The sequence below is a fragment of the Acerihabitans sp. TG2 genome, assembly GCF_035013185.1.
In the GTDB taxonomy this organism is placed as follows: domain Bacteria; phylum Pseudomonadota; class Gammaproteobacteria; order Enterobacterales; family Enterobacteriaceae; genus Acerihabitans.
Window position 1 is genome coordinate 34,082 of the sequence record NZ_JAYGJO010000019.1, and the last position, 25,522, is coordinate 59,603.

General features: G+C 50.5%; 20 protein-coding genes and 1 pseudogene. 5 read left to right on the top strand and 16 right to left on the bottom strand.

The window, feature by feature from the left end:
* The first annotated feature begins 43 nt into the window (after positions 1–43).
* Together hemB and SJI19_RS16255 are read left to right on the top strand one after the other, a co-directional pair.
* Positions 44–1,024: a porphobilinogen synthase gene (hemB, locus tag SJI19_RS16250; RefSeq protein ID WP_323479319.1), complete on the top strand. Its 981-nt coding sequence runs from the start codon at positions 44–46 to the stop codon at positions 1,022–1,024.
* 230 nt (positions 1,025–1,254) lie between these two features.
* On the top strand, positions 1,255–2,820 hold the full coding sequence (locus SJI19_RS16255; protein WP_323479320.1) for a methyl-accepting chemotaxis protein: 1,566 nt from the start codon (positions 1,255–1,257) through the stop codon (positions 2,818–2,820).
* A 195-nt stretch (positions 2,821–3,015) separates the two neighbouring features.
* Here the strand turns inward: SJI19_RS16255 and betA are convergent, their stop codons facing one another.
* From betA to betI, 3 genes are read right to left on the bottom strand one after another with little or no spacing between them, the layout of a single operon-like run.
* Positions 3,016–4,701 carry a choline dehydrogenase gene (betA, locus tag SJI19_RS16260; RefSeq protein ID WP_323479321.1) on the bottom strand — a complete coding sequence of 562 codons (1,686 nt, stop codon included), beginning with the start codon at positions 4,699–4,701 and terminating at the stop codon, positions 3,016–3,018.
* A gap of 23 nt (positions 4,702–4,724) precedes the next feature.
* Positions 4,725–6,197 (bottom strand): betaine-aldehyde dehydrogenase, encoded by a 1,473-nt coding sequence (betB, locus tag SJI19_RS16265; protein ID WP_323479322.1) that lies wholly within the window; start codon positions 6,195–6,197, stop codon positions 4,725–4,727.
* Positions 6,198–6,223: 26 nt separating this feature from the next.
* Positions 6,224–6,811, bottom strand: a complete 588-nt coding sequence (gene betI / locus SJI19_RS16270) for a transcriptional regulator BetI (protein WP_323479365.1) — start codon at positions 6,809–6,811, stop codon at positions 6,224–6,226.
* Positions 6,812–7,179: 368 nt separating this feature from the next.
* Between betI and SJI19_RS16275 the strand changes: the two genes are divergently transcribed.
* The gene (locus SJI19_RS16275; RefSeq protein ID WP_323479323.1) at positions 7,180–9,216 is read left to right on the top strand and encodes a choline transporter; all 2,037 of its coding nucleotides are present in this window, start codon (positions 7,180–7,182) and stop codon (positions 9,214–9,216) included.
* Positions 9,217–9,463: 247 nt separating this feature from the next.
* On the opposite strand, the pseudogene SJI19_RS16280 reads toward SJI19_RS16275, so the two are convergent.
* From SJI19_RS16280 to SJI19_RS16290, 3 genes and pseudogenes are all read right to left on the bottom strand, one after another.
* Positions 9,464–9,636 (bottom strand): annotated as a pseudogene (locus SJI19_RS16280) (transposase); the annotation flags it as partial.
* A gap of 194 nt (positions 9,637–9,830) precedes the next feature.
* Complete coding sequence (locus SJI19_RS16285; RefSeq protein ID WP_323479324.1) at positions 9,831–10,346, bottom strand: hypothetical protein; 516 nt, start codon at positions 10,344–10,346, stop codon at positions 9,831–9,833.
* A gap of 513 nt (positions 10,347–10,859) precedes the next feature.
* Complete coding sequence (locus SJI19_RS16290; protein WP_323479325.1) at positions 10,860–11,531, bottom strand: class I SAM-dependent methyltransferase; 672 nt, start codon at positions 11,529–11,531, stop codon at positions 10,860–10,862.
* A 328-nt stretch (positions 11,532–11,859) separates the two neighbouring features.
* Here SJI19_RS16290 and SJI19_RS16295 point away from each other — a divergent pair, with 328 nt between their 5' ends.
* Both SJI19_RS16295 and SJI19_RS16300 read left to right on the top strand, forming a co-directional pair.
* Complete coding sequence (locus SJI19_RS16295) at positions 11,860–12,357, top strand: Lrp/AsnC family transcriptional regulator (protein ID WP_323479326.1); 498 nt, start codon at positions 11,860–11,862, stop codon at positions 12,355–12,357.
* 516 nt (positions 12,358–12,873) lie between these two features.
* Positions 12,874–13,890, top strand: coding sequence for a 1-aminocyclopropane-1-carboxylate deaminase (locus tag SJI19_RS16300; protein ID WP_323479366.1), 1,017 nt, complete (start codon positions 12,874–12,876; stop codon positions 13,888–13,890).
* A gap of 62 nt (positions 13,891–13,952) precedes the next feature.
* Here SJI19_RS16300 and SJI19_RS16305 read toward each other — a convergent pair whose 3' ends face one another.
* The 10 genes from SJI19_RS16305 to SJI19_RS16350 form a co-directional block, all read right to left on the bottom strand.
* Positions 13,953–14,885 carry a LysR family transcriptional regulator gene (locus SJI19_RS16305; protein ID WP_323479327.1) on the bottom strand — a complete coding sequence of 311 codons (933 nt, stop codon included), beginning with the start codon at positions 14,883–14,885 and terminating at the stop codon, positions 13,953–13,955.
* Between the two features lie 15 nt (positions 14,886–14,900).
* Positions 14,901–16,307, bottom strand: coding sequence for a M20 family metallopeptidase (locus SJI19_RS16310; protein WP_323479328.1), 1,407 nt, complete (start codon positions 16,305–16,307; stop codon positions 14,901–14,903).
* Positions 16,308–16,326: 19 nt separating this feature from the next.
* Positions 16,327–17,190 carry an ATP-binding cassette domain-containing protein gene (locus SJI19_RS16315; protein ID WP_323479329.1) on the bottom strand — a complete coding sequence of 288 codons (864 nt, stop codon included), beginning with the start codon at positions 17,188–17,190 and terminating at the stop codon, positions 16,327–16,329.
* Positions 17,187–18,194 carry an ABC transporter ATP-binding protein gene (locus tag SJI19_RS16320; RefSeq protein WP_323479330.1) on the bottom strand — a complete coding sequence of 336 codons (1,008 nt, stop codon included), beginning with the start codon at positions 18,192–18,194 and terminating at the stop codon, positions 17,187–17,189. Before SJI19_RS16320 ends, SJI19_RS16315 begins: the two co-directional genes overlap by 4 nt.
* Positions 18,195–18,204: 10 nt before the next feature.
* Entirely contained in the window at positions 18,205–19,128 is a 924-nt protein-coding gene (locus tag SJI19_RS16325; protein WP_323479331.1) for an ABC transporter permease, read from the bottom strand.
* A 9-nt stretch (positions 19,129–19,137) separates the two neighbouring features.
* Positions 19,138–20,055: an ABC transporter permease gene (locus SJI19_RS16330; RefSeq protein WP_323479332.1), complete on the bottom strand. Its 918-nt coding sequence runs from the start codon at positions 20,053–20,055 to the stop codon at positions 19,138–19,140.
* Between the two features lie 60 nt (positions 20,056–20,115).
* On the bottom strand, positions 20,116–21,648 hold the full coding sequence (locus SJI19_RS16335) for an ABC transporter substrate-binding protein (RefSeq protein ID WP_416347555.1): 1,533 nt from the start codon (positions 21,646–21,648) through the stop codon (positions 20,116–20,118).
* 562 nt (positions 21,649–22,210) lie between these two features.
* The gene (locus tag SJI19_RS16340) at positions 22,211–22,642 is read right to left on the bottom strand and encodes a PTS sugar transporter subunit IIA (RefSeq protein ID WP_323479334.1); all 432 of its coding nucleotides are present in this window, start codon (positions 22,640–22,642) and stop codon (positions 22,211–22,213) included.
* A 55-nt stretch (positions 22,643–22,697) separates the two neighbouring features.
* Positions 22,698–24,095 (bottom strand): sugar porter family MFS transporter, encoded by a 1,398-nt coding sequence (locus SJI19_RS16345; protein ID WP_323479335.1) that lies wholly within the window; start codon positions 24,093–24,095, stop codon positions 22,698–22,700.
* A gap of 214 nt (positions 24,096–24,309) precedes the next feature.
* A complete protein-coding gene (locus SJI19_RS16350) occupies positions 24,310–25,431 on the bottom strand; it encodes a Gfo/Idh/MocA family oxidoreductase (RefSeq protein ID WP_323479367.1) in 1,122 nt (373 codons plus the stop codon).
* Positions 25,432–25,522: the final 91 nt, after the last annotated feature.

Below are 25,522 nucleotides of genomic sequence, written 5' to 3' on the forward strand. Positions count from 1 at the left end.
ACCAGGACCGCATTTCTCAGGACCGCATTTATCAGGAGTAGCCATGCCAAATCAGTATCCCAATTTACGCCTTCGTCGCCTAAGACAGTCCGACTCTCTCCGCGCCATGTTTCAGGAAACCCAGTTCAGCCTTAACGATCTGGTGTTACCCATCTTTGTTGAAGAAGACACCTCCGAGTATACGGTCATTGAGACCATGCCCGGCGTCTTGCGCATTCCTGAATCCAAACTGGCCTTTGAAATTGAGCGTTTTGCCAAAGCCGGGATTCGTTCAGTGATGACCTTTGGTATTTCGCACCATATGGATGCGACGGGTAGCGATACCTGGAATAAGCAAGGGCTGGTGGCGCGCATGGTGCGGATTTGCAAAGACACGGTGCCAGAAATGATTGTCATGTCAGATACCTGCTTCTGTGAATATACCTCACACGGGCACTGTGGTGTACTGCACGATCACGGCGTGGATAATGACGCTACGCTGAAAAATCTAGGCAAACAAGCCGTGGTTGCCGCCGCTGCAGGCGCAGATTTTATTGCCCCATCGGCGGCAATGGATGGTCAGGTGCAGGCGATCCGCAGTGCGCTTGACGACGCTGGGTTTATCGATACCTCTATCATGGCGTACTCGACCAAATTTGCGTCGTCACTGTACGGACCTTTCCGTGAAGCCGGCGGCAGTGTGTTGCAAGGTAACCGTAAAAACTACCAGATGAATCCAATGAACCGTCGTGAGGCGATTCGTGAATCGTTAATGGATGAGCACGAAGGTGCAGATGCGCTGATGGTGAAACCCGCAGGTGCTTATCTGGATGTGATCAGTGATATTCGCGCCGCGTCGCGTTTACCGCTGGCGGCATATCAGGTGAGCGGCGAGTATGCGATGATCAAGTTTGCAGCCCAGGCGGGTGCTATCGACGAACGCAAAGTGGTACGTGAAACCCTGGGCGCGATCAAACGTGCGGGTGCCGACATCATTCTGTCCTACTTTGCGATGGATCTTGCCGAGCAGGGCGTCGATTATTGATTTTGTTTTGTAGAGTAAATAAAGCCTGGCTTTTATGTCAGGTTTTTTTGTGTGCGAGCCATTAATGTGGTTAAAGGTTCGGACGATCAAAAGATGCAATGCCAATAATAAAAAACACTATAATAAATAGCACGGTAATTAGTTTCTGGACATAACCTTTCGTCCTAAAGTTATTCTGGTATTGTGCCGATAGTTAGGCAATGATTTCTGGAAAATAAAATGAGACCCTTGTGTTTAAAAACATAAAAATTACTTCAGGTATTGCAATGATCCTGATTATATTCAGTTTATTGCAACTGGTTTCCGGTGGTTTGTTTTTTTTCGCCATCAAAAATGATAAAACTAATTTTGTCGAGTTCAGCATGCTCTCTAGCCGCCAGGCGGAGTTGAGTGACGCCGTGCAGACACTGATGAAAACCAGGATCACGATTAATCGGGTTGCGATTCGTATCCTGAAAAAACAGACCGATCCGGCGACGCTGGAATCCATTAACAGACTGTTGGCTGCGGCCAATGCTTCGCTGGACAACGCTGCGAGGCATTTTAGCAACTACAAAACCCTGCCCGCGATTGCAGGGCAAAATAAAGAAAATGAGGCGAGTGTTGAAACAAACTATCTGCAGATGTATGACATTCTGAAATCGTCTGGACAATTCCTTCAGGACAATAATTACTCGGCCTATGGCAACTTAGATGCCCAACTGGCTCAGGACAATCTGGAAACCGCTTATAATCAATGGCGTGAACAAAGTAGGCAACTGCTGAAAAATGGCCTCACTGAAAACAGTAATGGTTTCGAACGCATGAAGTGGGTATTTGCGTCCATCGCCTTGTTGGTTATTGCCATGGTGATCAGCGTCTGGCGGCTTATCGGGCATATTTTGCTACGGCCATTAAAGCACTTACAGACACAAATTTTGCGTATTGCCGGGGGCGATCTTTCTGAAGCACTGATTATTACCGGCCGTAATGAACTGGGTCTGCTGGAAAACAGCCTGGGCTCCATGCAGCAATCGCTGATTTCTATTGTCAGCAATGTACGGGACAGTTCTGAAGCCATTTTGACCGGCTCCGGGGAAATATCAGCGGGCAATAATGACCTGGCATCCCGAACCGAGCAACAGGCCGCTGCACTGCAAGAAACCGCAGCCAGCATGGAGCAGCTTACTGCCACGGTGAAACAGAACGCAGAAAACTCCCATCAGGCGGCGCATTTGGCTAAAAGCGCGTCCGTAACCGCTGAAAATGGGGGGCAAGTCATTGATAGTGTAGTGAAGACCATGAGTGAAATTGCCGAAAGCTCAAAGAAAATCGCTGATATTACCAGCGTCATCAATGGCATTGCCTTCCAGACCAATATCCTCGCGCTGAACGCAGCGGTAGAGGCCGCTCGGGCGGGAGAACAGGGGAGGGGATTTGCGGTGGTGGCAGGGGAGGTGCGTATTTTGGCACAACGCAGTGCCAACGCCGCGAAGGAAATAAAAACCCTTATTGAAGATTCGGTTAGCCGGGTCGATACTGGCTCGCAACAGGTAAATCATGCTGGCGCAACCATGCAGGATATTGTGGGTGCTGTTGGCCGCGTAACCGGCATTATGGGTGAAATATCTGCGGCATCCAATGAACAAAGCCATGGCATTGAACAGGTTAGGCAAGCGGTTAACGAAATGGATCGTGTCACCCAGCAAAATGCCTCGCTGGTACAGGAATCTGCTGCGGCCTCGGCATCGCTTGAAGATCAGGCTATGCGCCTGACGCAGGCGGTATCGATATTTAAAGTGGGCGCGGTAGCCTGACCATAAAGCGGATGAGATACCGGGTTAGGGTGCTGACCTCTGCCACAACGGCTCGCGCGGGCATGGGAACTGCTTGGCAAGGTTGTTACCTCATCGTTGTTGCCAAGCAGTAACTGTGCCTATTGGTGGGTGAGGTCACTGTGCTGGGGGAATACAACCAGGACCATCCCTGGTTGTAGGGGGTAACCGACTCCGTCAGGCGATGTCTCTAACCGGGGGCGTTCTGGCTGGCGTATCTCCGGCGACGAAATATTTCGCCGTGCTTTTCGCCAGCGGCTGATGACCTCGTATGCGATCAGCAATCTTTTCGGCCATCATGATGGTAGTGGCGTTAAGATTGCCTGTAATGATTTGTGGCATGATAGACGCGTCGACAATCCGCAGCCCTTGAATACCATGCACGCGTCCCTGACCGTCCACCACCGCCATGTTATCCTTACCCATCTTGCATGAGCATGACGGGTGAAATGCTGTTTCAGCATGTTCCCGGATAAAGGCATCCAGTTCTTCGTCACTTTGTACCTGTTCACCGGGGCTGATTTCCCGACCACGATAGGGATCCAGTGCCGGTTGCGCCATGATTTGGCGGGTGATGCGGATCGCATCACGAAACTCTTGCCAATCCTGCTCTGTCGACATGTAATTAAACAGAATACTCGGATGCTGGCGCGGATCCTTTGACCTGACCTGCACACGACCCCGGCTCGGCGAACGCATCGAGCCAACATGTGCCTGAAAACCATGCTCTTTCACTGCATTACTGCCATTGTAGTTAATGGCCACCGGTAGAAAATGATACTGAATATTTGGCCAGGCAAACGCCTCGCGGCTGCGGATAAATCCACCCGCCTCGAATTGATTGCTGGCCCCCACCCCGGTGCCTTTGAATAACCATTGCGTACCGATCTGTGGCTGATTGAACCACTGCAACGCCGGATAGAGTGATATGGGTTGTTTACAGCTATATTGCAGGTACATTTCCAGATGATCCTGCAGGTTCTCGCCGACCCCGGGTAGATCGTGTATCAGTGGAATATCCAGCCGGTTCAGCAGCTCAGCCGGCCCCACGCCGGAGCGTTGCAGTATTTGCGGCGAGGCGATAGCACCACCGCACAACAGGACTTCCCGGCGGACACTGGCATTGCTGGCATGCTCTCCATGACTGTTGAAATAGCTGACACCGATGGCCCGTTTGCCATCAAACAAAATCCGGTCGGTTAAGGCATGAGTGACAATGGTCAGGTTTTTGCGCTCACGGGCCTGATCCAGATAACCTCGGGCAGTGCTGGCGCGGCGCCCTTTTGGTGTCACGGTGCGATCCATTGGACCGAAGCCTTCTTGCTGATAACCATTGAGATCGTCGGTGTGCGGATAACCTGCCTGAACGCCGGCTTCCACCATCGCATGGAACAGCAGGTTGTTGCCGTGCTTTGGTGTGGTAACACTCACCGGGCCCTCACAACCGTGAAAATCATCCGGGCCGCAGTCACGGGTTTCTGCTTTGCGAAAATAAGGTAGGCAATCAAGATAACTCCAGTCTTCCAGACCGGCCAGCGTGGCCCAGTTATCAAAATCCAGTGCGTTGCCACGGATGTAACACATACCGTTGATCAATGACGACCCGCCCAATCCTTTACCCCGTGCGCACTCCATGCGACGGTTGTTCATGTGTGGTTCCGGGTCGGTTTCATACGCCCAGTTATAGCGCTTTCCCTGTAACGGGAATGCCAGTGCCGCCGGCATCTGGGTGCGAAAATCCAGGCGATAGTCTGGCCCGCCGGCTTCCAGCAGCAGCACCGTTATGCTTGGATCTTCCGTCAAGCGGGTTGCCAGCACGTTGCCGGCCGAACCAGCACCAATAATGATGTAGTCGTATTCCATCGGATATTCCCTCCTATTGTGGATTAGAAAACCGAGTCAAAATTACCCAACTCAATCTGTATCGATTTGATTTGTGTATAGTGTTCAAGCGTAGTCATGCCATTTTCACGTCCCACGCCAGAATGTTTGTAACCCCCAACCGGCATTTGTGCTGGGGATTCTCCCCAGGTATTGACCCAGCAGATACCGGCCTGAATCTGATGAATGACCCGGTGTGCCCGGTTAATATCCTGAGTGACCAGTCCCGCAGCCAGACCGTATTCAGTCGCATTGGCACGGCGAATCACCTCATCCTCATGTTGATAACCCAGAATGCTCATCACCGGCCCGAATATTTCTTCACGCACGATCTGCATCTGGTCATGGCAGTCGGTAAATACGGTCGGTGCGACATACGCGCCTTGGGCCAATGGGCCTTCCATCAGACAATGTCCGCCGGTCAGCAGCGTTGCGCCTTCACGTTTGCCACTATCGATGTAGCGCATCACTGCATCCCGGTGTGCAAAACTCACCAGCGGACCAAAGTTGACTCGCGGGTCGCTCGGATCGCCAATACGGATGCGGTTCACCCGGTCAACAATTTTTTGTTCAAAGGCGCGTTGTAATGACTGCGGCACAAACACTCGTGTGCCGTTGGTACAAACCTGTCCTGAGCTATAGAAGTTGGCCATCATGGCGATGTCCGCGGCTTTATCGAGATCCGCGTCGTCGAAAATAATCAGCGGAGATTTCCCCCCCAACTCCATGGTGACCTCTTTGAGCGTTGATCCCGACGCATTGGCCATCACCTTTTTGCCGCTGACGACACCGCCGGTGAAAGACACCTTGGCAATGCCCGGATGTTCCGTCAGCCATTGCCCCACCTGTCGACCACTTCCGGTCAATACGTTGAACACGCCATCGGGTAATCCGGCCTCGGTGTAGATTTCCGCCAGCTTGAGGGTGGTCAATGATGTGACTTCGCTGGGTTTAAAGATCATCGCGTTGCCGGCGGCCAACGCCGGGGCCGATTTCCATAAGGCTATCTGTATAGGGTAGTTCCATGCGCCGATACCTGCGACAACACCGAGCGGTTCACGGCGAGTGTAGACAAACGCGCTGTCACGCAAGGGGATCTGTCGACCCTCCAGCGCGGGGATCAGTCCGGCGTAATATTCCAGTACATCAGCGCCGGTCACAATATCAACCGTCTGGGTTTCGCTTAGGGGTTTACCGGTGTCGGCCGTTTCTATCGCCGCCAGCTCATCGTTGCGTTCGCGCAGGATATCCACGGCCCGTCGCAGGATGCGCGAACGCTCCATGGCGGTCATCGCTGCCCAGATTTTCTGCCCGTGCTCGGCGGCGGCCACTGCTTTGTCAACATCCGCCGCGCTGGCAGCCTGGATTTGCGCAATGATTTCGCCGTTGGCCGGGTTTATGGCATCGAAAGTGTCATCACCTGTACTGTCGGTATATGCACCGTTGATATAGAGTTTTTGTAAGCCGTAGCGGGACATGGTTTCTCCAGTATTGTTCGTTGCAATTAAACGCCGTTCAGTTGCTGTTCGATGTACTGATGGGTGATCAGTAGGGCTTCGTCGTGGTTGAAGATTTGCTCGCTCAATGCGCTGCGTAACCACAAGCCATCGATGAGGCCAGCCATTCCCTTAGCCGCTAATCGTGCATGATCGTGCGGCAGACAACGTTTGAATTCGTGGCATAAATTTGAGTATAGCCGGCGGTTATTAACCCGTTGCAGTCGGTGGAGCTGGGGACTGTGCATACTGCTGGCCCAGAATGCCAGCCAGGTTTTCATCGCAGCGCTATTGGTTTGACTCTCATCGAAATTGCCTTCAATAATGGCCTGCAAACGAGTACGTGGTTCATTGTTCTGCAGTGCGCTAAGCCGTTGTGTCACGGCTACGCCAAGGCGACTTAGCAGGTAACGCATGGTCGCTTCCAGCAGGCCATTCTTGTCACGGAAGTAGTGGCTGATAATGCCATTGGACACGCCGGCCCGACGTGCAATCTGCGAAATTGATGCGTCGTGCATTCCTACTTCGTTTACTGCGGCCAGGGTCGCCTCAATTAATTGCTGCCGTCTTATCGGCTGCATTCCTACTTTGGGCACCGGTTTTACTCCCATCATTTCACTCAATAAAGACCGTCAGAAAAGGGTTTTCTGATGAACATCCCGTCGTCGATTATGTTCATTAAACTTTTTTTTGATTGAATGTTCAATCAAAAATGAATATATTTTATTAACACCGCGTTAATAAGTTGTATGATTTATGGTCGCTGGTTGTTGGATTTCAGACATTAATGGCTCATACAGGATTAATGATTTTTTTGGTTCATGACGATTGGCAAAGGCAAGTGTACTCAGCAGATCTCCCGTAATTAGCCTGGTGTTATTGGTCTTTTTATCTTGATATGCGCTAAGGCACGCTTACCCAACCCACTCTGGAGCTTTAACTTTAAACCTATGCAGGGGAAACGATGGCGACCTCAGACATCGACACAAAACCGCAAAAGGATACGATAAATCCGGTGGTGTTTTTTACTTCCGCGGGACTGATCATCGCGTTCACGTTAATGACTATTTTTTACCCGGTATTTTCCAATAAATGGATCGGCATTGTTCTCAATTGGGTATCGTCCACGTTCGGCTGGTACTATCTGTTGGCGGCAACGCTGTATATTGTTTTTGTGATTTATATCGGGGCTTCACGTTACGGCACCATCAAACTCGGGCCTGAACAATCCAAGCCAGAGTTCAGCCTGTTGAGCTGGGCGGCCATGTTGTTCGCCGCGGGCATTGGCATCGATCTGATGTTCTTCTCCGTCGCCGAGCCGGTAACGCAATATATGATGCCGCCGGAAGGTCAGGGGCAAACCCTGGAGGCCGCGCGTCAGGCCATGGTCTGGACCTTGTTTCACTACGGGCTGACCGGTTGGGCAATGTACGCGCTGATGGGGATTGCCCTGGGTTATTTCAGTTACCGCTACAATTTGCCGCTAACCATTCGTTCGGCGCTGTATCCGATTTTTGGCAAACGTATCTACGGCCCTATTGGCCACAGTGTCGACATCGCTGCCGTCATCGGTACCATTTTTGGTATCGCCACGACACTTGGGATCGGGGTTGTGCAGCTTAACTATGGCCTCGACGTTTTGTTCCATATTCCGGAAAGCCTGACGGTGCAAGCCGCGTTGATTATGCTGTCTGTGGTGATGGCAACCATCTCGGCAATCTCGGGTGTTAACAAAGGTATCCGTTTTCTCTCCGAGCTCAATGTACTGTTGTCTGTGGGACTGATTCTGTTTTTGCTGTTTTGGGGCGATACGGAGTTTTTGCTCAATGCGCTGGTGCTCAATGTGGGTGACTACATCAACCGCTTTGTGGGCATGACACTGAACAGTTTTGCGTTTGATCGACCGACCAAATGGATGAATAGCTGGACGCTGTTTTTCTGGGCATGGTGGGTTGCCTGGTCACCGTTTGTCGGTTTGTTCCTGGCACGAATTTCGCGTGGCCGGACTATCCGTCAGTTTGTGGCGGGTACGCTGGTTATTCCATTTATCTTCACTTTGCTGTGGCTGTCGATCTTCGGCAATAGTGCGCTCTATCAGGTTATTCATGGCAATATCGATTTTGCCAAAGAAGTCATGGCCTATCCGGAGCGCGGTTTTTACAGTCTGCTGGCACAATATCCTGGATTTACCTTAAGTGCATCAGTGGCAACCATCACCGGCATGCTGTTTTACGTCACCTCGGCGGACTCAGGCTCGTTAGTGCTGGGGAACTTCACTTCTCGCCTGAGCGACATTAATAATGACGCGCCCAACTGGCTGCGGGTTTTCTGGTCGCTGGCCATCGGTTCGCTAACGTTGGGCATGTTGATGACCGACGGCATCACCGCTTTGCAGAACACCACAGTGATCATGGGCTTGCCGTTCAGTTTTGTGATGTTTTTTGTCATGGCCGGATTATACAAGTCGCTGAAAGTGGAGGATTATCGCAAGGCCAGCTCGCAGCAGGCATCGGCCCCAACGGTCGTGTCCGGGGATGCTGTCCTCAACTGGAAACAGCGTCTGTCGCGGGTGATGAACTATCCTGGAACCACCTACACCGAGCAAATGCTGAATACGGTTTGCCGTCCGGCCATGCAGGACGTGGCCAGTGAGTTGAAATTGCGCGGTGCGAAAGTAGAATTCAACGAACTGCCGCCGCTGGAAGATGAGCGGCTGAACCATCTCGAATTACTGGTTCGGCTGGGTGAGGAAGAGAACTTTGTTTATCAGATTTGGCCTCAGCGCTATTCGGTACCGGCATTTACCTATCGGGCTCGCTCGGGTAAATCCCATTACTACCGTTTGGAAACCTATCTTACGGAAGGAACCCAGGGTAATGATCTGATGGATTACAGTAAGGAACAGATCATCAATGACATTCTTGACCAATACGAACGCCATATGCAGTTTCTGCATATTTATCGTGAAGCACCGGGAAACACACTAAACTTCCCGGAATAATAGCCTCTAGTGGCCTGAAGCGTCAGCGTTTTTCTCTGATCCCGCTTCAGACCCCGGTCAGGTGTTAGGCAAGGCGGTGGTGGTGCGTCAGGCGATAGATTTTGCGATAGATAAAAAATTCATCGTTGATACCGCCACTCTTGGTTACAGTAACATCGCCCATTCCTATATTCCCGAAGGGGCTCTTTCTCATGTGTGCCGTAAAACCTCGGCCTTCAGGCTGGGGATATAAGGCACGGTTTTTCACCTAACGTGGTGTTTGCTGTTGCTCAATGTATTGCCGGATATTGGCGCACCACCGCAGCTGCTGGTAAAGTAGCTCGGGGTCCACAGAACACCTTTGTAGTAATGCCGCAAAGCAATATCTGGGCGATCGCAGCGAAGTCATCGACTGGATACCCCTTTGAGGCTGTTGACCAAACAAAGCTGACGCTCAACTATCTGGTTAACGCCGGTGACGAAGTGGATGAACAAATCAACGTTAAACGCCCGCTTAAGCAACACCTAAGCGGGCGTTTGTGTTGTTGCCGGGCACTGCGCACGGTGACAATGAATCTGGGTTAGCCGGGGCCAGATAATGCCACCGGGTATATAGTTAACTATTTTTTAACGGGTTAAGATTTTTTGCCTGGGAGAAACAACCATAGCAGCAAAGACAGCATACCCAGGCCGAGGCCACCGACGCCGATCTTGACACATATTTCAACCAGCAGAGCATGATGGGCGGCTGCACGTCCTATCTGAGGCGCATAAAAAAACATAGCAAACCATGCCATAGGATAAAAGAACGACAATCCCATCAGGATAGAGGTGACCTGTTTACGGCGATTCGACATATCTGTCAGCGCAGTAATGGTGATCATGCCCAGCACAAAGGCCGCGATGCCACCGGCATGGAAATGCGCTCTTTCAACCCAGCGCCAGATGATGTCTTGATCCTTGGCCGGATCGGTGAATAAAGACGGATGAGCCGCTATGCCTGCATGGATATAGTTTTGAAAATAATCCTCATGAACGCCGAATAAAATACCTAAAAAGATGTTCATCAGGATCATCAAAAACACTAAGGCCAAGCCGATTTTTACCGGTGAAAAATCGACCGACAAAGCCACTTTGTTACCTGTTGCCATAAATTAATTCCTCTCAATTGAATATTTAATTTTCAAAATAAAACTCGAAAAACGCAAAATATTTTTAGTATTGGTACATCTGCATTTTAATAAGGCTCTATTTTTATTAAAAATAAAAGAAGGGGATAACATTCAGTTACGTAATGCTTGGATCTGGATGCGGCATAACATGACCGGGTGTTTGAAATCGATAACAAAAAAATAGTTATTTTGGTAATTCAGATTTTAATCTTGAGTTTTGTAAAATTTCATCATGAAAATCTCGTTTATTAACATATATTTATTTCCATAACCAAATGATAAAAAATATTACATTTATTACTGAGTATTTATATTCCGAGGTAAATGAGAATGTAATTTATTTAGTTAATAACAACTATTTTGTCACCGTCGGGTGAGGATCCTGCGAGAACCGCTTTGCGGGATGGGCCGCGGGCCGATGTCTGTGGTCAACCCGGTTAATGTGTCACTACCGTCAAAGGACATCTGGAGGAAAAGGTGTTAACGCTGGTGCTAGCGTGATTTCCTGCAAACCAACGTGGCGTGATCCCACCAGGGATTTTGCTGTACATCAGTAAACACGATAGCAAATCCAGCGTTGATAATTTCTTGCTTAAGTAACGCCAACGGTTTGATGGTGCGCCATGGCAGCCCCTCTTGCATGAGTAAATAATCATGCGGATTAAAATTGGCGCTATCCTTGGCCTGCTTAGGTATTCCACACATGGAACTTATCACAACCACCCCGTCAGCGTTAAGTAACCGCTTCATTTCCCCGAGGCAATCCAACCGATCGGCACCCTGTATGCAGTGCAGGCAACTGCCGTCGAAGATGATATCGAAACTGTCTGATGGAAAGGGTGAAAGATGACACACATCCCCCACAGTAAAAACACCTTTCAGCCCTCGGGACGTGAATCGCTCTGTAGCCCATTGAATCGCCGTCGCTGAGATATCAACGCCAGACACCTGGTATCCCCGATACGCCATCAGCTGTGAGGACATCGCACCATTGCCGCAGCCCAGTTCAAGGAACGTTGCACCTGCTGGCGGTAACCAGTGTCCAGCCTCAAGTGTGTCGCAAATCTTGTTGAGCTGACCCCACGCACGTTCATAACCGTCGCCGGTCCACGCCGGTGAATCCTCCGCTTTAAGAACTCGGTATCTTTGCTCATACACGTTCATATTTATCATTTCCTCAAGGCGGTGACGGTCACCGACGTTAGGTACTTAATCATGTTTTATGTCACATTTTCCAGCGCTGTTTTTGATTTATCCGGATTTGCCATCACCACCGCGACACGCTGTCATGGGTAGCCCTGTTTTGACCTGCGTCCCGGTCTGCTCTTTTTTTATTTGCTTCATCTCAAGCTTTTTGGTTGGTCAACAATTGATTTTTTTGCCTTCGAATGACAGGATGCAGTTAGGGCACTATTCACGTAATTCACCTACGGTAAGTATAAGAATATATTATGATAAAGATCGGTATTTTGTATTATAGAAGGCAACACTAGTGGAGCAGCAAAAAAACGCAGAAGTCGCGGGCAGTGATAAAGCACTGGATCGCTTTGATATGGCAATATTGCGTATTTTACAGCTTGATGGTTCGGTCTCCAATGTGGCGCTGGCGAATAAAATCAATCTTAGCCCACCGGCCTGTTTACGCCGGGTCGAACGCTTAAAACAACTGGGTTTTATTAAAAAATATGTGGCATTACTCAATCCACAGACGCTAAATGCCGGGCTGGTGGTCATGATTGGTGTGGTACTGGATCGCTCAACGCCGGAATCCTTTAAGGATTTTGAGGGCGCGGTGAGTAAAATAAGAGGCTGTATGGAATGTCATATGGTCAGCGGTGAATTTGACTATATTATGTTGATTCGTACCGCAGATAACCAAAGTTTTAATAAACTCCATGCCGAACAATTGTTATTTTTACCCGGCGTGCGTCAAATTCGTTCTTTTATTGGGTTGCGTGAAGTCTTTTCTACTACGCAAATCCCATTATAATTCCATAATCTATTTTCCCGCCCCAATACCACGCTGTCGAGCGAATAAGCCATGATCCTGCCAGCAGGGACAGCGGCAGGTGTTTATCCGAGTCAATACTAAAATCGGCAATCCAGTGTTCGGCGCACATATCGCATCATTGACGAGACGTTAACCCATATTGACTGCCGCCAGTAGAGTCAATCCGCGTAACCGGATACTGGTAATGAAATGCCGTGTAAGTCTGTACGAAAATGGCAAAATTTTTCATTTTAACTAATTGAATTTTAAGGTTAATATTATTTTTATTGAGGTTTTTTTTTCTCATTCACCTGGCGATGATTAATTTTATTGTGCATAATTTAGATAAAAAGAAATTTTAGTAAACTATTTTTGTTTATACGTTTATTTATTACGTAAAATAAGAAAAAAACGAAATTTACAAAAATCACCACTCCGGTATTGTTAGTGGGTAAACCGAAACTGCTAGCGCTGCAGAAATGAATAGCAAGCCATTCCTGATACCGGAGATAAATGATGAATCTGGAAAAATTCCCTCGTTACCCTCTGACTTTTGGTCCATCGCCCATTACGCCAATGAAACGCCTGAGCGCTGAATTAGGGGGGAAAGTTGACATTTATGCCAAACGTGAGGACTGTAACAGCGGCCTGGCATTTGGTGGTAACAAAATCCGTAAATTGGAATATCTGATCCCCGAAGCGCTGGCACAGGGTTGCGATACTCTGGTGTCTATCGGTGGTGTCCAGTCAAACCAGACCCGCCAGGTTGCCGCGGTAGCGGCGCATCTGGGCATGAAGTGTGTGCTGGTTCAGGAACACTGGGTGAACTATGCCGATGCGGTGTATGACCGCGTTGGCAATATTGAGCTTTCACGCATTATGGGTGCCGATGTGCGTCTTGATGCTGCCGGTTTTGATATTGGCATTCGTGACAGTTGGAAGAAGGCGATGGATGAAGCGGCGCAAAACGGCGGTAAGCCGTTCCCCATCCCGGCTGGCTGCTCAGAGCATCCCTACGGTGGCCTGGGTTTTGTTGGTTTTGCACAGGAAGTTCGCCAGCAGGAAAAACAGCTGGGTTTTACCTTTGATTATATCGTGGTGTGTTCGGTGACCGGCAGTACTCAGGCTGGCATGGTGGTCGGTTTTGCCGCTGATGGTCGTTCACGTCAGGTTATCGGCATTGATGCCTCGGCGAAGCCGGAGCAAACCAAAGCTCAGATCCTGCGTATTGCGCAGCACACGGCAACCCTGGTAGAACTGGGTCGCGACATTACCGAAGAGGACGTGGTGCTCGATACCCGTTATGGGGGCCCGGAATATGGTTTACCGAACGAAGGCACCCTGGAAGCGATTCGTCTGTGCGCCCGTACTGAAGGCGTACTGACCGATCCGGTTTACGAAGGCAAATCCATGCAGGGCATGATTGATATGGTGCGTAACGGCGAGTTTCCTGACGGTTCCAAAGTACTGTATGCCCATCTCGGCGGTGCGCCGGCTCTTAGCGCCTACAGCTATATTTTCCGTGATGGTTAAGCAGTCACGGTCTCTGACGGCTGACAGTACCCGGCAAGGGATTGCCGGGTACTGTTTTTTGTTTAGCGAAATTGTAAGGCAAAATCCTGACGACACTGCTGATCGAGGGTGTGCAACTCCTGCTTGAGAAAAGAAAAAAAGGTATTGAGGATGGCCGTGCGCGGTTTGCCCATTTCGGTCTGTAGCTGCAAGGTGCGCTGACTGAGCTGATCGCGATTAATGGTTTTTATCGTCATACCATCCTGACGGGCACTGCAAAGAATGGAATAATGGCTGCTAACGCTAATGGCATTGGGGGTTTGACGTACAAATTCATACAGGGTGGAAAAATGGTTGCTGGTGAATATCGGATCGATAAACACATTGTTCATGCGACATGAGAGATCGAATAACTGGCGGATAGTCGCCGACTGATCGGGCAACACGATCGGCCAGGCATTGAGGTCAGCCAGTTGGATATCACGGGTTGCCAGCGGGTGATCGGCTTTCATAAACACCAGCACCGGCGACGGAAACGAGGCCAGCACTTCCACACCACTTTCAGGCGCCAGACTGAATTTAATCGCCAGATCGCATTCGCCATTACGGACTAAATCCGGCACCTGCCTGGCGGTGCCGACCGAGAGAAAGAAGCTGACGCGGGGGTGCAGTTGGCGAAAACGCGCCATCAGATTTGGCAGTAGAGTAAATGCCAGACCGTCAGTACAAACCACCCGAATCGTGGTTTGATCCGCTGCCTTTATTCCTTTGAGTTCGGCCATCACCAACTCCATATCCGCCATACTGCGACGCACATGGTTGGCCAGAATATGTCCGGAGTCGTTTAACTGCATCCCGCGAGGACTGCGTTCAAACAGTGTGACCCCCAGCCGGTTTTCCAGCCGCTGGATTTGCCGACTGATGGCGGAGATGGCGACAAACAGTTGCTGACTGGCAGCGCTAATGGAACCGGTACTGACCACCGCCATAAAGTAGCGAATCTCGGTGTTGTGCATTTAACCTCCGTTCTATCAGCCATGACGGTCGCACGCCAGCGCCTGCACCTGTTCGGTAAGATCCCAAAACAGGCCGGTCATCATTTGTAGTGCTTCGCAGGCCACATCGGCCAACAGGTGTTCATTGGGTGCGTGCTGAGAGCAGGCCGGGTAGGAATGCGGGATCCACAGCGTCGGTACACCAAAGGTATCAAGGAAGCAGGCGTTAGGTAAACCACCGCCGAAATTAGGCAGTACCGCTGCGGTTTTACCCACGGAACGGTCAATGGAGGCGACACTCCAGCGCACCCAGGCATTGTCGGGGTCGATGCGGGTGGCTTTAAAACAGTTTACCGGCCCGAGGATGGCCACATCACTAAAACCGTGGCGGTCCAGATGGTGCCGGATATGCTCGGCAAAGTGATCGACATCGCTACCCGGGACGTAACGCATATGACAGTGTGCCAACGCCGACGGCGGGATGGCGTGGGCGGGTTTAGCCGGGTTGCCGGTGGTAAACGCCAGCGTCTCCAGGGTGTTCCAGCCATACAGCTTCTCTGCCGCGCTTAAACCGGGTTCTCCCCAGCATGGCGCGATCTGGGGGTCACCGGGTGCCGTACCCAGTTCCAGACCTGCCAGGTGATGGCGTATCGTTGCGGACAGTGGCGCGGGCAGCAGTTCTGGCACCTGAATACGGCCATTGGCGTCCACCAGGCAGGCAATAGCATGGGCCAGGCGGATGCCTGGATTACTTAACAGGCCACCCCAATTGCCAGAGTGATGCGCGCCGTCACGCAGTTTGACCTGTAACGAAAAATTAAATACCCCACGGGAACCGAGAAACAGCGTCGGTCGTTCCGCCGAGACGCGCGGGCCATCCGAAGCGATAAACAGGTCTGCCGCCAGCCAGTCGCGGTATTGTTGACATACCTGTTCAAGGCCGGGAGAGCCACCTTCTTCACCCATTTCAAAGATGAGTTTGACGTTGTAGCCCAGTCGTCCGCCACGGGCGTTGAGCACGATAGCCAGCGCTGCAAGGTTAATGCTGTGTTGTCCCTTATTATCGGCGGTGCCGCGACCATACCAGCGGTTACCTTCGGCGTGCAGTTCCCAGGGTGATAGGCCGAGATGCCAGTTGGCGTCATCACCCAAAACCACATCGCCGTGGCCGTAGGTTAGCAAGGTGAAATCGGCGTCCGCTTCCAGGCGACGCGCCAGCAGAAAAGGGTTTTTACCGGTTTGCGGATTGGCGATGATCTGGCAGCTAAATCCTAGCGATTCCAGCTGCGGAGTTATCTCATCGCTAAGATATGCCATTATCGCTGGAGCCTGCTGCGGATTCTCGCTCTCGGTCTGGTATGCGATGCGGCGGGTTAGCGTTTTGCGAAATTCACCGCCGTGAAAATAATCCAACGCTGCCTGCACAGTGCTATCACGTGTCACATTTTGCTCCTATTGGTCATTAGGGGATAATCGTAATGTCCGGGATCCCCAATCCTGGCTCAGGGGTCAGTACTGATGCCAGCAGTGCCTGGGTGTAGGGGTGTCGCGGCTGGCTGAAAATCTGTTCTCGCGTGCCCTGTTCAACAATTCGCCCTTTGCGCATGACGGCTACATGGTCGACAAGATGCTCCACTACCGACAGGTTGTGACTGATAAACAGATAGGTCAGGCCGAACTCCTGTTTCAGCGCCAGTAGTAGATTGAGGATTTGTGCCTGTACCGAGACATCCAGTGCCGAGGTCGGTTCATCGCAGATCAGGATGTCCGGCCGCAGAATGAGCGCCCGGGCAATGGCCACGCGCTGGCGCTGCCCGCCGGAAAGCTGGCCCGGATACTGACTGTGGGTGCGCGATGGCATTCCCACTCTCTCTAGCATGTCGCGTACCTGTTTTTTTCTTTCTGCCGGGGTGCCGATGTTATGCAGCCGCAGCGCCACTTCCACCACATCGGATACCGTGCGACGCGGGTTGAGTGACGAGTAGGGATCCTGAAAAATAGGCTGAATATGTGCACTCATTTCGCGCCTATCCACCGTGTTGATCTCTCGGCCTTCAATCAGTACATTGCCGGCGGTGGGGACCAGCAGGCCCAGCAGCATTTTCGCCAGCGTGCTCTTGCCACAGCCCGATTCGCCCACCAGACCCAGGGTCTCACCGCGCCGGATACGCAGCGAAACATTGTCCACCGCCAGGATCTCGCCGGGTGCCTTAAATAACCCGCGATTCAGGCGAAAACTGCGGCTCAGGGCGCAGAGTTCCAGTGCAATATCACCGTTACCCGCAATATGCGGCAATGTGCGGCTGGGTTCGGTTATCGTTGTCATACCGTCTCCCCGAGGGGCAATGGCCGGACACAACGCACCTGATGGTGTGCGCTCACCGGCAGATAAGGGGGATTCTCGCAGCAGTCATCCTGACACTGATGGCAGCGGTTGCGAAACGCGCAACCCTGTTGTGGGCCGGTGAGATTCGGCACTACGCCGGGGATGGTTTGTAATGGTTGACCGGGCAGGGTACGGCCGGACCGCGGAATACATCCGAGCAAGCCACGGGTATAAGGATGCTGAGGTTGATGGAACAGCTCCATCACCGGTGCGGTCTCCACCACCTGTCCGGCATACATCACCGCCACCCGATCGGCAATTCGCGCCACTACCCCTAAATCGTGAGTAATAAAGATCACCGCCATCCCCAATTCCTGCTGCAACTGGCGCAGCATGCGCAGTATTTGCGCCTGAATGGTCACATCCAGTGCGGTGGTGGGTTCATCGGCAATAATCAAATCCGGTCCGCACATCAGCGACATGGCGATCATAATGCGCTGACGCAGCCCACCGGAAAGCTGGTGCGGGTACTGTTTCAATCTATCTGCCGCCAGCGGGATGCCGACGCGCTCCATGAGGTAGACTGCACGATCGCGCGCTTCGGCGCGGGAAACTTTACGATGGGCCAGCAGTGTTTCACACAGCTGCTCGCCCAGGGTGTATGACGGGTTAAGTGAGGTCATGGGTTCTTGAAAAATCATCGACATCTCATTCCCACGCATTGCCGTGCGCTCGCGACGCTTCAAGGAGAGCAGATCCGCACCTTTAAACCGCAAACTGTCGGCGTGGCGCTGAGCATTGCGAGGCAATAGATCCATCAATGCCAGTGAGGTCATTGATTTACCACAGCCCGATTCGCCCACCAGACAGAGCATTTCGCCTCGTTGTACCTGGAAATCAATGCCGCGTACCGCGTGCAGGGTGCCGCGCGACGTGTGCAAATCGACCCGCAGATTTCTCACCTCCAGCAGCGGCGCCTGTGGGCTGATATCATATTGACTCATAGTGTTACCCTTAATTGCGGCCGTCTAATGCCGTGACATCGCGCAGGCCGTCACCCACCAGATTAATACTCAGTACCAGCAGTGCCAGCACCACGCCCGGGATCAGAATCACCCAGGGTTGAAAGAACATATATGCCTTACCTTCTGCGACCATCAGTCCCCATGAGGGCATTGGCGGTTGGACGCCCAGGCCGAGAAAAGACAGGGTGGCTTCGAGCAAGATGGCGTGAGCAATTTCCAGGGTTGCGACGACGGTAAGTGGTCCAATCAGATTGGGCAGAATTTCCCGCAGCATAATGAACAGCGATGACGCACCCAGGGTTTTGGCGGCAGCGATAAACTCTGCCTCGCGCAATTGGTGGGTGACCGAGCGTGATACAATCAGAAAACGATCCCAGAGCAGCAGCCCCAGCAAGACAATCACCACCTTAACGGAGCCGCCAACCAGTGATGCCAGCGCCAGCGCCACCAGGATCACCGGCATGGCCAGGCGTACGGTGAGAATATAGCTGACCAGCGCATCAATCCGGCCACCGAAATAGCCAGCCAGCACACCCAGGGTAATGCCGATAGATCCTGACAACATTACCGATACCAGGCCGATGGTCAGCGACACCCGCGCGCCATATAACAGGCGGCTAAGATAGTCGCGACCCAGTTTGTCGGTACCCAATAGATGCTCCCAACTGCCTTTTTGTTGCCAAATGGGTGGTATCAGACGATGACTCACATCCTGCGCATAAGGATCGTGCGGGCTTATCAGTGGTGCCAACATCGCCAGTAACATAATAGTGCCGAGTATCACCACCCCCAACGTCATGCTGTGGTGGCCAAGGATTTTGCGGCACCAACGCGGCCATGGCCCAGGCTCCGGCAACAGATCGGTATGTGGGGCGACGCTGTTTTTCATCGTTTCTGCCGTTAACGTTTTCATCGTTGCTCCTTATTTACTCCGTAACCGGGGATCCAATAGCGCATTGAGCACATCTGCCAAGAAGGTCAGACCGATGTAAAATACGGCGATGATCAGCACGATGGCCTGGACGACCGGGAAGTCGTTACGGGATATGGAATCCCAGGCAAGTTGTCCCAGACCCTGTAAAGAAAAGACGGATTCAATAACCACCGACCCGCCAAGCATGAAACCCAGTTCCACAGTAGCCAACGCAACCACGGGAATAATCGCGTTGCGCAGACCGTGTTTCACCACCACTTTAAACGGGCTCAACCCTTTGGCGTGAGCGGTGCGGATATAATCGGCACCCAATACATCGAGCATGCCGGAGCGGGTCAGGCGCATCAGTGAGGGCATGGCGTAGTAACCCAATGCCACCGCGGGCAGGACAAAGTGTTGCCAACTGCCGTTTCCCGCTACCGGTAACCACTTCAGATCTACCGCGAAGAGTAAAATCAAGACCAGCGCAAACCAGAAGTTTGGTATTGCCTGCCCCAGCACTGCGATAAACATCGCACAGCGATCGACCCAAGTGTCACGAAATACCGCCGCCAGCACACCAAGCGGGATAGCCACGATCAGCGCCAGCAACAGTGCCACACCACCGAGCCGCAGCGTGATCGGCATGCGCTGGCCAACCAGTTCCATCACGGTATTGGCAAAATAAAACGAGCGACCAAAATCCAGATGCAGCGCTGACCAGAACCAGTGGGAGAATTGTATCAACAGCGGCTGATTCAGCCCGTTTTGGATGCGGATCTGTTCGACGGCATCCGCGCTGGCATCAGGACCGGCAATCGCCATCGCCAGATCTCCGGAAAGATGCAGCAGCGAAAAGCTGACCACCGCAACCGTAAACAGCACCGCCAGTGCCACCACCAGCCGATGAAAGATAAAACGGACCATTGCTAGCTCCTTATGAGGCAGGGCGGGTCGGGCAAACTATCAGTCTTGCCCGACAACACATCACTTCCAGCTGGACAACGCGAAACGCGGCAATTCATCCGGCCAATCCTGAAAGTTCAGATCAGCGTTAAACGCGTAATGGGTGGAGTAGGAGAACAACGGTGCCAGATAGGCCTGGGAAGAAATGCGACCCAACGCCTGTGCATATTGCTCGCTACGCTGTTGTGGATCGACAGTGGCGTCGGCCTTTTTCAGCATCGCGGTCAGTTCGCTGTCTTTCCAGATATCACTGCCTTTACCACCAAAAAAGGGTGTGGTGAAGGCTGAAACATCATTAATCGAGAACGAACCCCAGGTATTAAACGCCATGGGTGCCTGGCCGGAGCTCAGGGCACTCGCCATAACTGAATATTGCACAAAGTGCAGACGGGCACGAATACCGACTTTACGCAGATCGCCGATAATGGCTTCCGCGTAGTCGCGATCGCGATAAGCCCACAGATCGGTATCAAAACCATTGGCATAACCTGCCTGTGCCAGTAACTGTTTGGCTTTGGCCGGATCGTAGTTATAGCGGATCACTTTACTGTCATTACAGCCGACCTGAGTGCGAAAACACGCGGAGTACACCGGCTGACTGCCACCGCGCACCAGATTATCGACAATCCCTTGACGGTTGATCGCATAGTTAATTGCCTGACGCACCCGAAGATCTTTTAACGGCATACCGGTGGGTCCATTGGCATGGATATTCAGGTCGAGGAAACCGACGCGCATGGTTTCGCCACTTTTTACCGCGATATTCGGCATCGTAGATAACGGCTCGATCTGATCGGCTGCCACACGCCAGATCCAGTCCACCTGACCGGTCATCAGTTGGGCGACACGGGCCTCCGGATCGCGGATCACCACAAAGTTCACCTTACCGATCTTCGGTTGCCCCTGTGGACTCGCTTTGAAGTAATCTGGGTTTTTTACCATATCGACCTCTTGTCCGGGAATGATTTTGACAATCTTGTAAGGCCCGGTGCCGATGGGGGCTTTGCTAAAGCCTTCGAGTTTCACCTGTTGGAAATATTTCGCCGGATAAATTGGCGTCGGACCGGCGAGATACTCCAATGCTGCCGGAAAAGGCTGTTTCAGATGCAGACGCACGGTGTAGTCATCAACTTTCTCGACATGATCGATCCAGTCGACACTTTGCGGTATCACGGAGGCGGTATTAGGGCCGGCGATGTTCTCGAAGGTGTACACCACATCATCAGCGCTAAAGGGATCGCCGTTGTGGAAGGTCACGCCTTTGCGCAGATGCAGTAGCAGCACGGTCGGCGATTCCCATTTCCAGTCCGTTGCCAGCTCAGGTTTGTATTCACCACTTTTGGGATCACGATAGAGTAGTGTGTCCCATACCATGTGCGCGAGGATAACCCCTTCACGTAAGTTATTATGGTAGGGGCTGACATTTTCTACCTCGTTATCAGAGGCATAAACCAGAGTGTCGTTCTGTTTACCCGCATAGCTGTAAGTTGTGCAACCCAACAGTAATGCGGTTAATGCATACTTGCGAATCTGTCTTGCCAGGTAACGAGTCATGCCATTCTCCATCGATAAATTAAAAGGTAATCAACGAAAGTAGATGGCATAGCTGTAGCAAGAGCAGCGCCAACGCGCAGAAAGCATCATTACTGATTTTCGACACTAGGTTTCTCAAAATAAGAAAGCTCCGGGGTGGCCTGCGTTGGCAGACAGCGAAGCATGTTGCTTACCATAGAACAATTTCGACTCACCGCTGGCAACCGCAACCCTTGAATGACAAGGTTGGCACCGTCAGAGTGCAAAAATGCATCATTCTGCACTCTTTGCGTGAGTGTCATCTGGTGGCATGGTGTTTCTTATTTTGTGAAAGCATTGTTGTTGAAACGAAAAGGGGTGCGGTCACAGCGTGTTGACAGTGGAAAAAGGCCGTCGACCCCATAAGCGCTGGCAAAGTGGTTGTGTGTCAGGCGACAGATTTTGCGATAGATAAAAATCTTTCGTTGATACTGCCATGTTACCTGTTATGCCGCGTTACGCGAGAAAATACGGAACAAGGAAGACTCATAGATATCGGCCAGTTGGCCGGCATCTATGAGTATGTTGGTTATGCAAAATGCCATTATCCTCGATTGATAATACGAAAAAAATCCTCTTTATTTGAGATGAGCGAAAGTGCATTAGCAATAATTTCATCACTAAATATAGATGCAACCTGTTTTAGTACATCAATATGCTCCTGTTCTTTAGCGATAACACCAATGGTAATAAACATTACGGTGCTTCGATCCCACCTGATACCATCAGGAAATTGAAAAATCTCAATGCCTTTTTTTACAATAATACTAGTGGCCGATTTAGGCAGGTGGGGAAGGGTAATGCCATTACCCAAGAACGTAGAAACTTGCCGCTCTCTTTCATTAAGAAAAGCAATACAGTCCTGATCGACATATCCCTTTTCCATAAAAATTTTACCGACCATATCCAAGACGGCGGCCTTATTTTTTGCTTGACAGCCTAAATGAAGATTATCAATTGAAATATTATCTATCATACTCTGTCTCCATAGCGATATAATTTATTTAATTATCATGAAACACTCTTTTTTACTATCTTCCGGCAGACAGTTCTTCCTCTAATTGCTCTAGTGATTTGTTCGATGTTTCCGGTAAGGCGGTGACCACAAATATAATGGCCAGATAGTTGATGACCGCAAAAATCAAGAACACTGGCCCCAACCCGAATTTCGCCTGAAGTACCGGGAACAAGTAACTGACAATGGCATTCATTATCCACATAAAAAACACTGAAATTCCCATAGATAACCCACGGAATTTTAATGGGAAAAGTTCAGCTAATACTACCCAGGTAAGAAAACCCATCGTACCCTGCATAACGCCGACAAATAAGGCCCCTAGCAGCCAAATTGCCGTGGCTTTTATCTCACCGACCAGAGTATAGTCAACACCTGCTATGATCAGATGTAATGTTGCCATAAGGGCGAAACCGGCAATAATCAGTGTCTTGCGTTTAAACCGGTCAACAAGAAACGCAACCCCGATGATCATACCGCCGACGGAAAAGACGCCATTCAGAACATTACATATCAGCGAAGTTCTTTCGGAAAATCCAGCAGTTCGGAGTATTTCCGTGCCATAATACATAATAACATTCACCCCGGTTGTCTGTTGCAAGGCTGCCCAAGCGATACCAATCAGGATTAATTTTAAGATCCAAGGTGTATTGAAAATAACTGACAGCGATCCTTTCGAGTGCAATTTCTTTTCTGCTTCAATACTTATTAATGTTACAATATCTTCAAATTCTTTGATCGCTCTTTCGGGTGGTCTAATTTGTTTTAAGATTGCTAATGCTTCTTCTCGACGATTTTTGCTCACCAGCCAACGAGGACTTTCTGGCGCACGCCACATGCCAATTAGCAAACTTGTGGCCGGTATTGCCTGAACGATTAACATATACCGCCAAACATTGGGTTGTTCTCCCCAGATAAAACCAATGAATGCATTAATCGCAAAAGCAGCTAATTGGCCAATGACAATGGCCACTTCATTTAATCCAGTAAGTTTCCCTCGCATTTCCGTGGGAGCAACCTCGGATATAAACGTAGGTGCTGTAACCGATGCTCCGCCCACGGCATAACCGAGTAAGAAACGAGCCACTAATAGAACGGTAATATTGGGTGATAATGCAGATATCAGGGCACCAAAGAAGAAAACAAACGATAAATATAATAAATATTTTCTTCGACCAAAATAGTCAGCCAGTCTGCCGCCACAAACACTGCCAATCGCGGCGCCAACTAATAGCACGCTCATGACGAGGCCTTCGGTGGTCGGGGTAAGTGCCATGTTTTCTTTCAGGGAAGTAAAGGCGCCATTAATAACACCCGTGTCATAACCAAAAAGTAAACCACCAAAGGTAGCGACTAACGTTATTTGATGTAGTCGTTTCCTTTGCTGCATATTAAGATCCATTACTAGTGTCATTTTTTTACCTTTTCATTCTATTAACCGGTTGAGACTAAAAACATCTTTAGCATCTGTAAATTAAAGATTATGAAGGGGCTTGGAACACGTATGACTCTGATCCCATCAAGTTAGGTTATACTGAATAAATAAATCCTATTTTACGTGTTGATATTAGCCAAATTGTCAGCTGAGGTTTTATTTGCCCTATTTTATCTTTCTCCGTTGTCTAATTCTATAACTTTACCCACCGGCGTTCCTGTGACGACAGGGCAATAGCCTCCAATACTGTAGAGACCCGCAATCCTTCTTCAAAGTCGGGCCACATTTTATCGCCAGCGGCAATGCCGTTTATCAGATCTCTAATTTCGATGGTTTTTTGGTCGTTGAAACCAAATCCATGCCCGGCAGAGACACAAAAGGGGGCATAGTCAGGGTGGGAAGGCCCGACTAAAATAGTTTTGAACCCCTGTCTTTCCACGGGCTCATCATGTCGATAGAGTTGTAATTCAGCCATTCTCTCCTGAGTGTAAGCAATCGATCCCTTTGTCCCGGTGACCACGTAGGTTAATCCCATTTTACAACCACTGGCGATGCGTGATGTTTCAATCACGCCCATGACACCGGATTCAAAACGGACCAACGCACTCGCTTGATCCTCATTTTCAACTTTAGCTCGCTTAGAGAGGTTATTCGGATCGGGGCGTTCAGCGATAACAGTTTCCATATCTCCGACCACTTCACGGATATTGCCGATAAGGTAGTGAGCCATATTGACGATATGCGCAGCCAGATCCCCCAGGGCGCCTAAACCGGCTAATTCTTTTATGCAGTGCCAATCAATAGGCGTCTGAGGATTGGCTAGGTAATCTTCGTTGTGGGTACCGTAAAAATGAACTATTTCGCCAATTTCGCCATTTTCAATAATTTGTTTGGCTAACTGCGCCGCCGGGTTTTTCATATAATTGAAACCCACTAATGTTTTGACATTAGCCTGTTTGGCGGCTTCAACCATTTCCCTGGCATCGGCAACCGTCAGTGCTAATGGTTTCTCGCTATAGACATGTTTATGGTGTTTGATGGCTTCAAGTGCCACCTCTTTATGGAGAAAATTCGGAACACAAATATCGACGACATCAATGCGCGGATCGCTGACTAACTCATGCCAGTCAGCCGTATAACGGTTGAAACCAAAATCTTTTGCTTTTTTCTTTGCCAGTTCTTCACTTATTTCTGCAAGCATCTCGGTTACTATTTTCCCTTTTAACGGGAAAACGGTTGGCGCTTGGGCATAGGCTATTGCATGGCAGCGCCCAATATAACCAGTACCGACTAATCCAATTTTGATTTCTTTCATCATTGATTTCCCAAGCTTTTTTTACCCGTAAAATACGTCACCGCGGGTAGCCTAACCGCCGGGCAAAAAATGCCTTACGAAAAAGTCATTC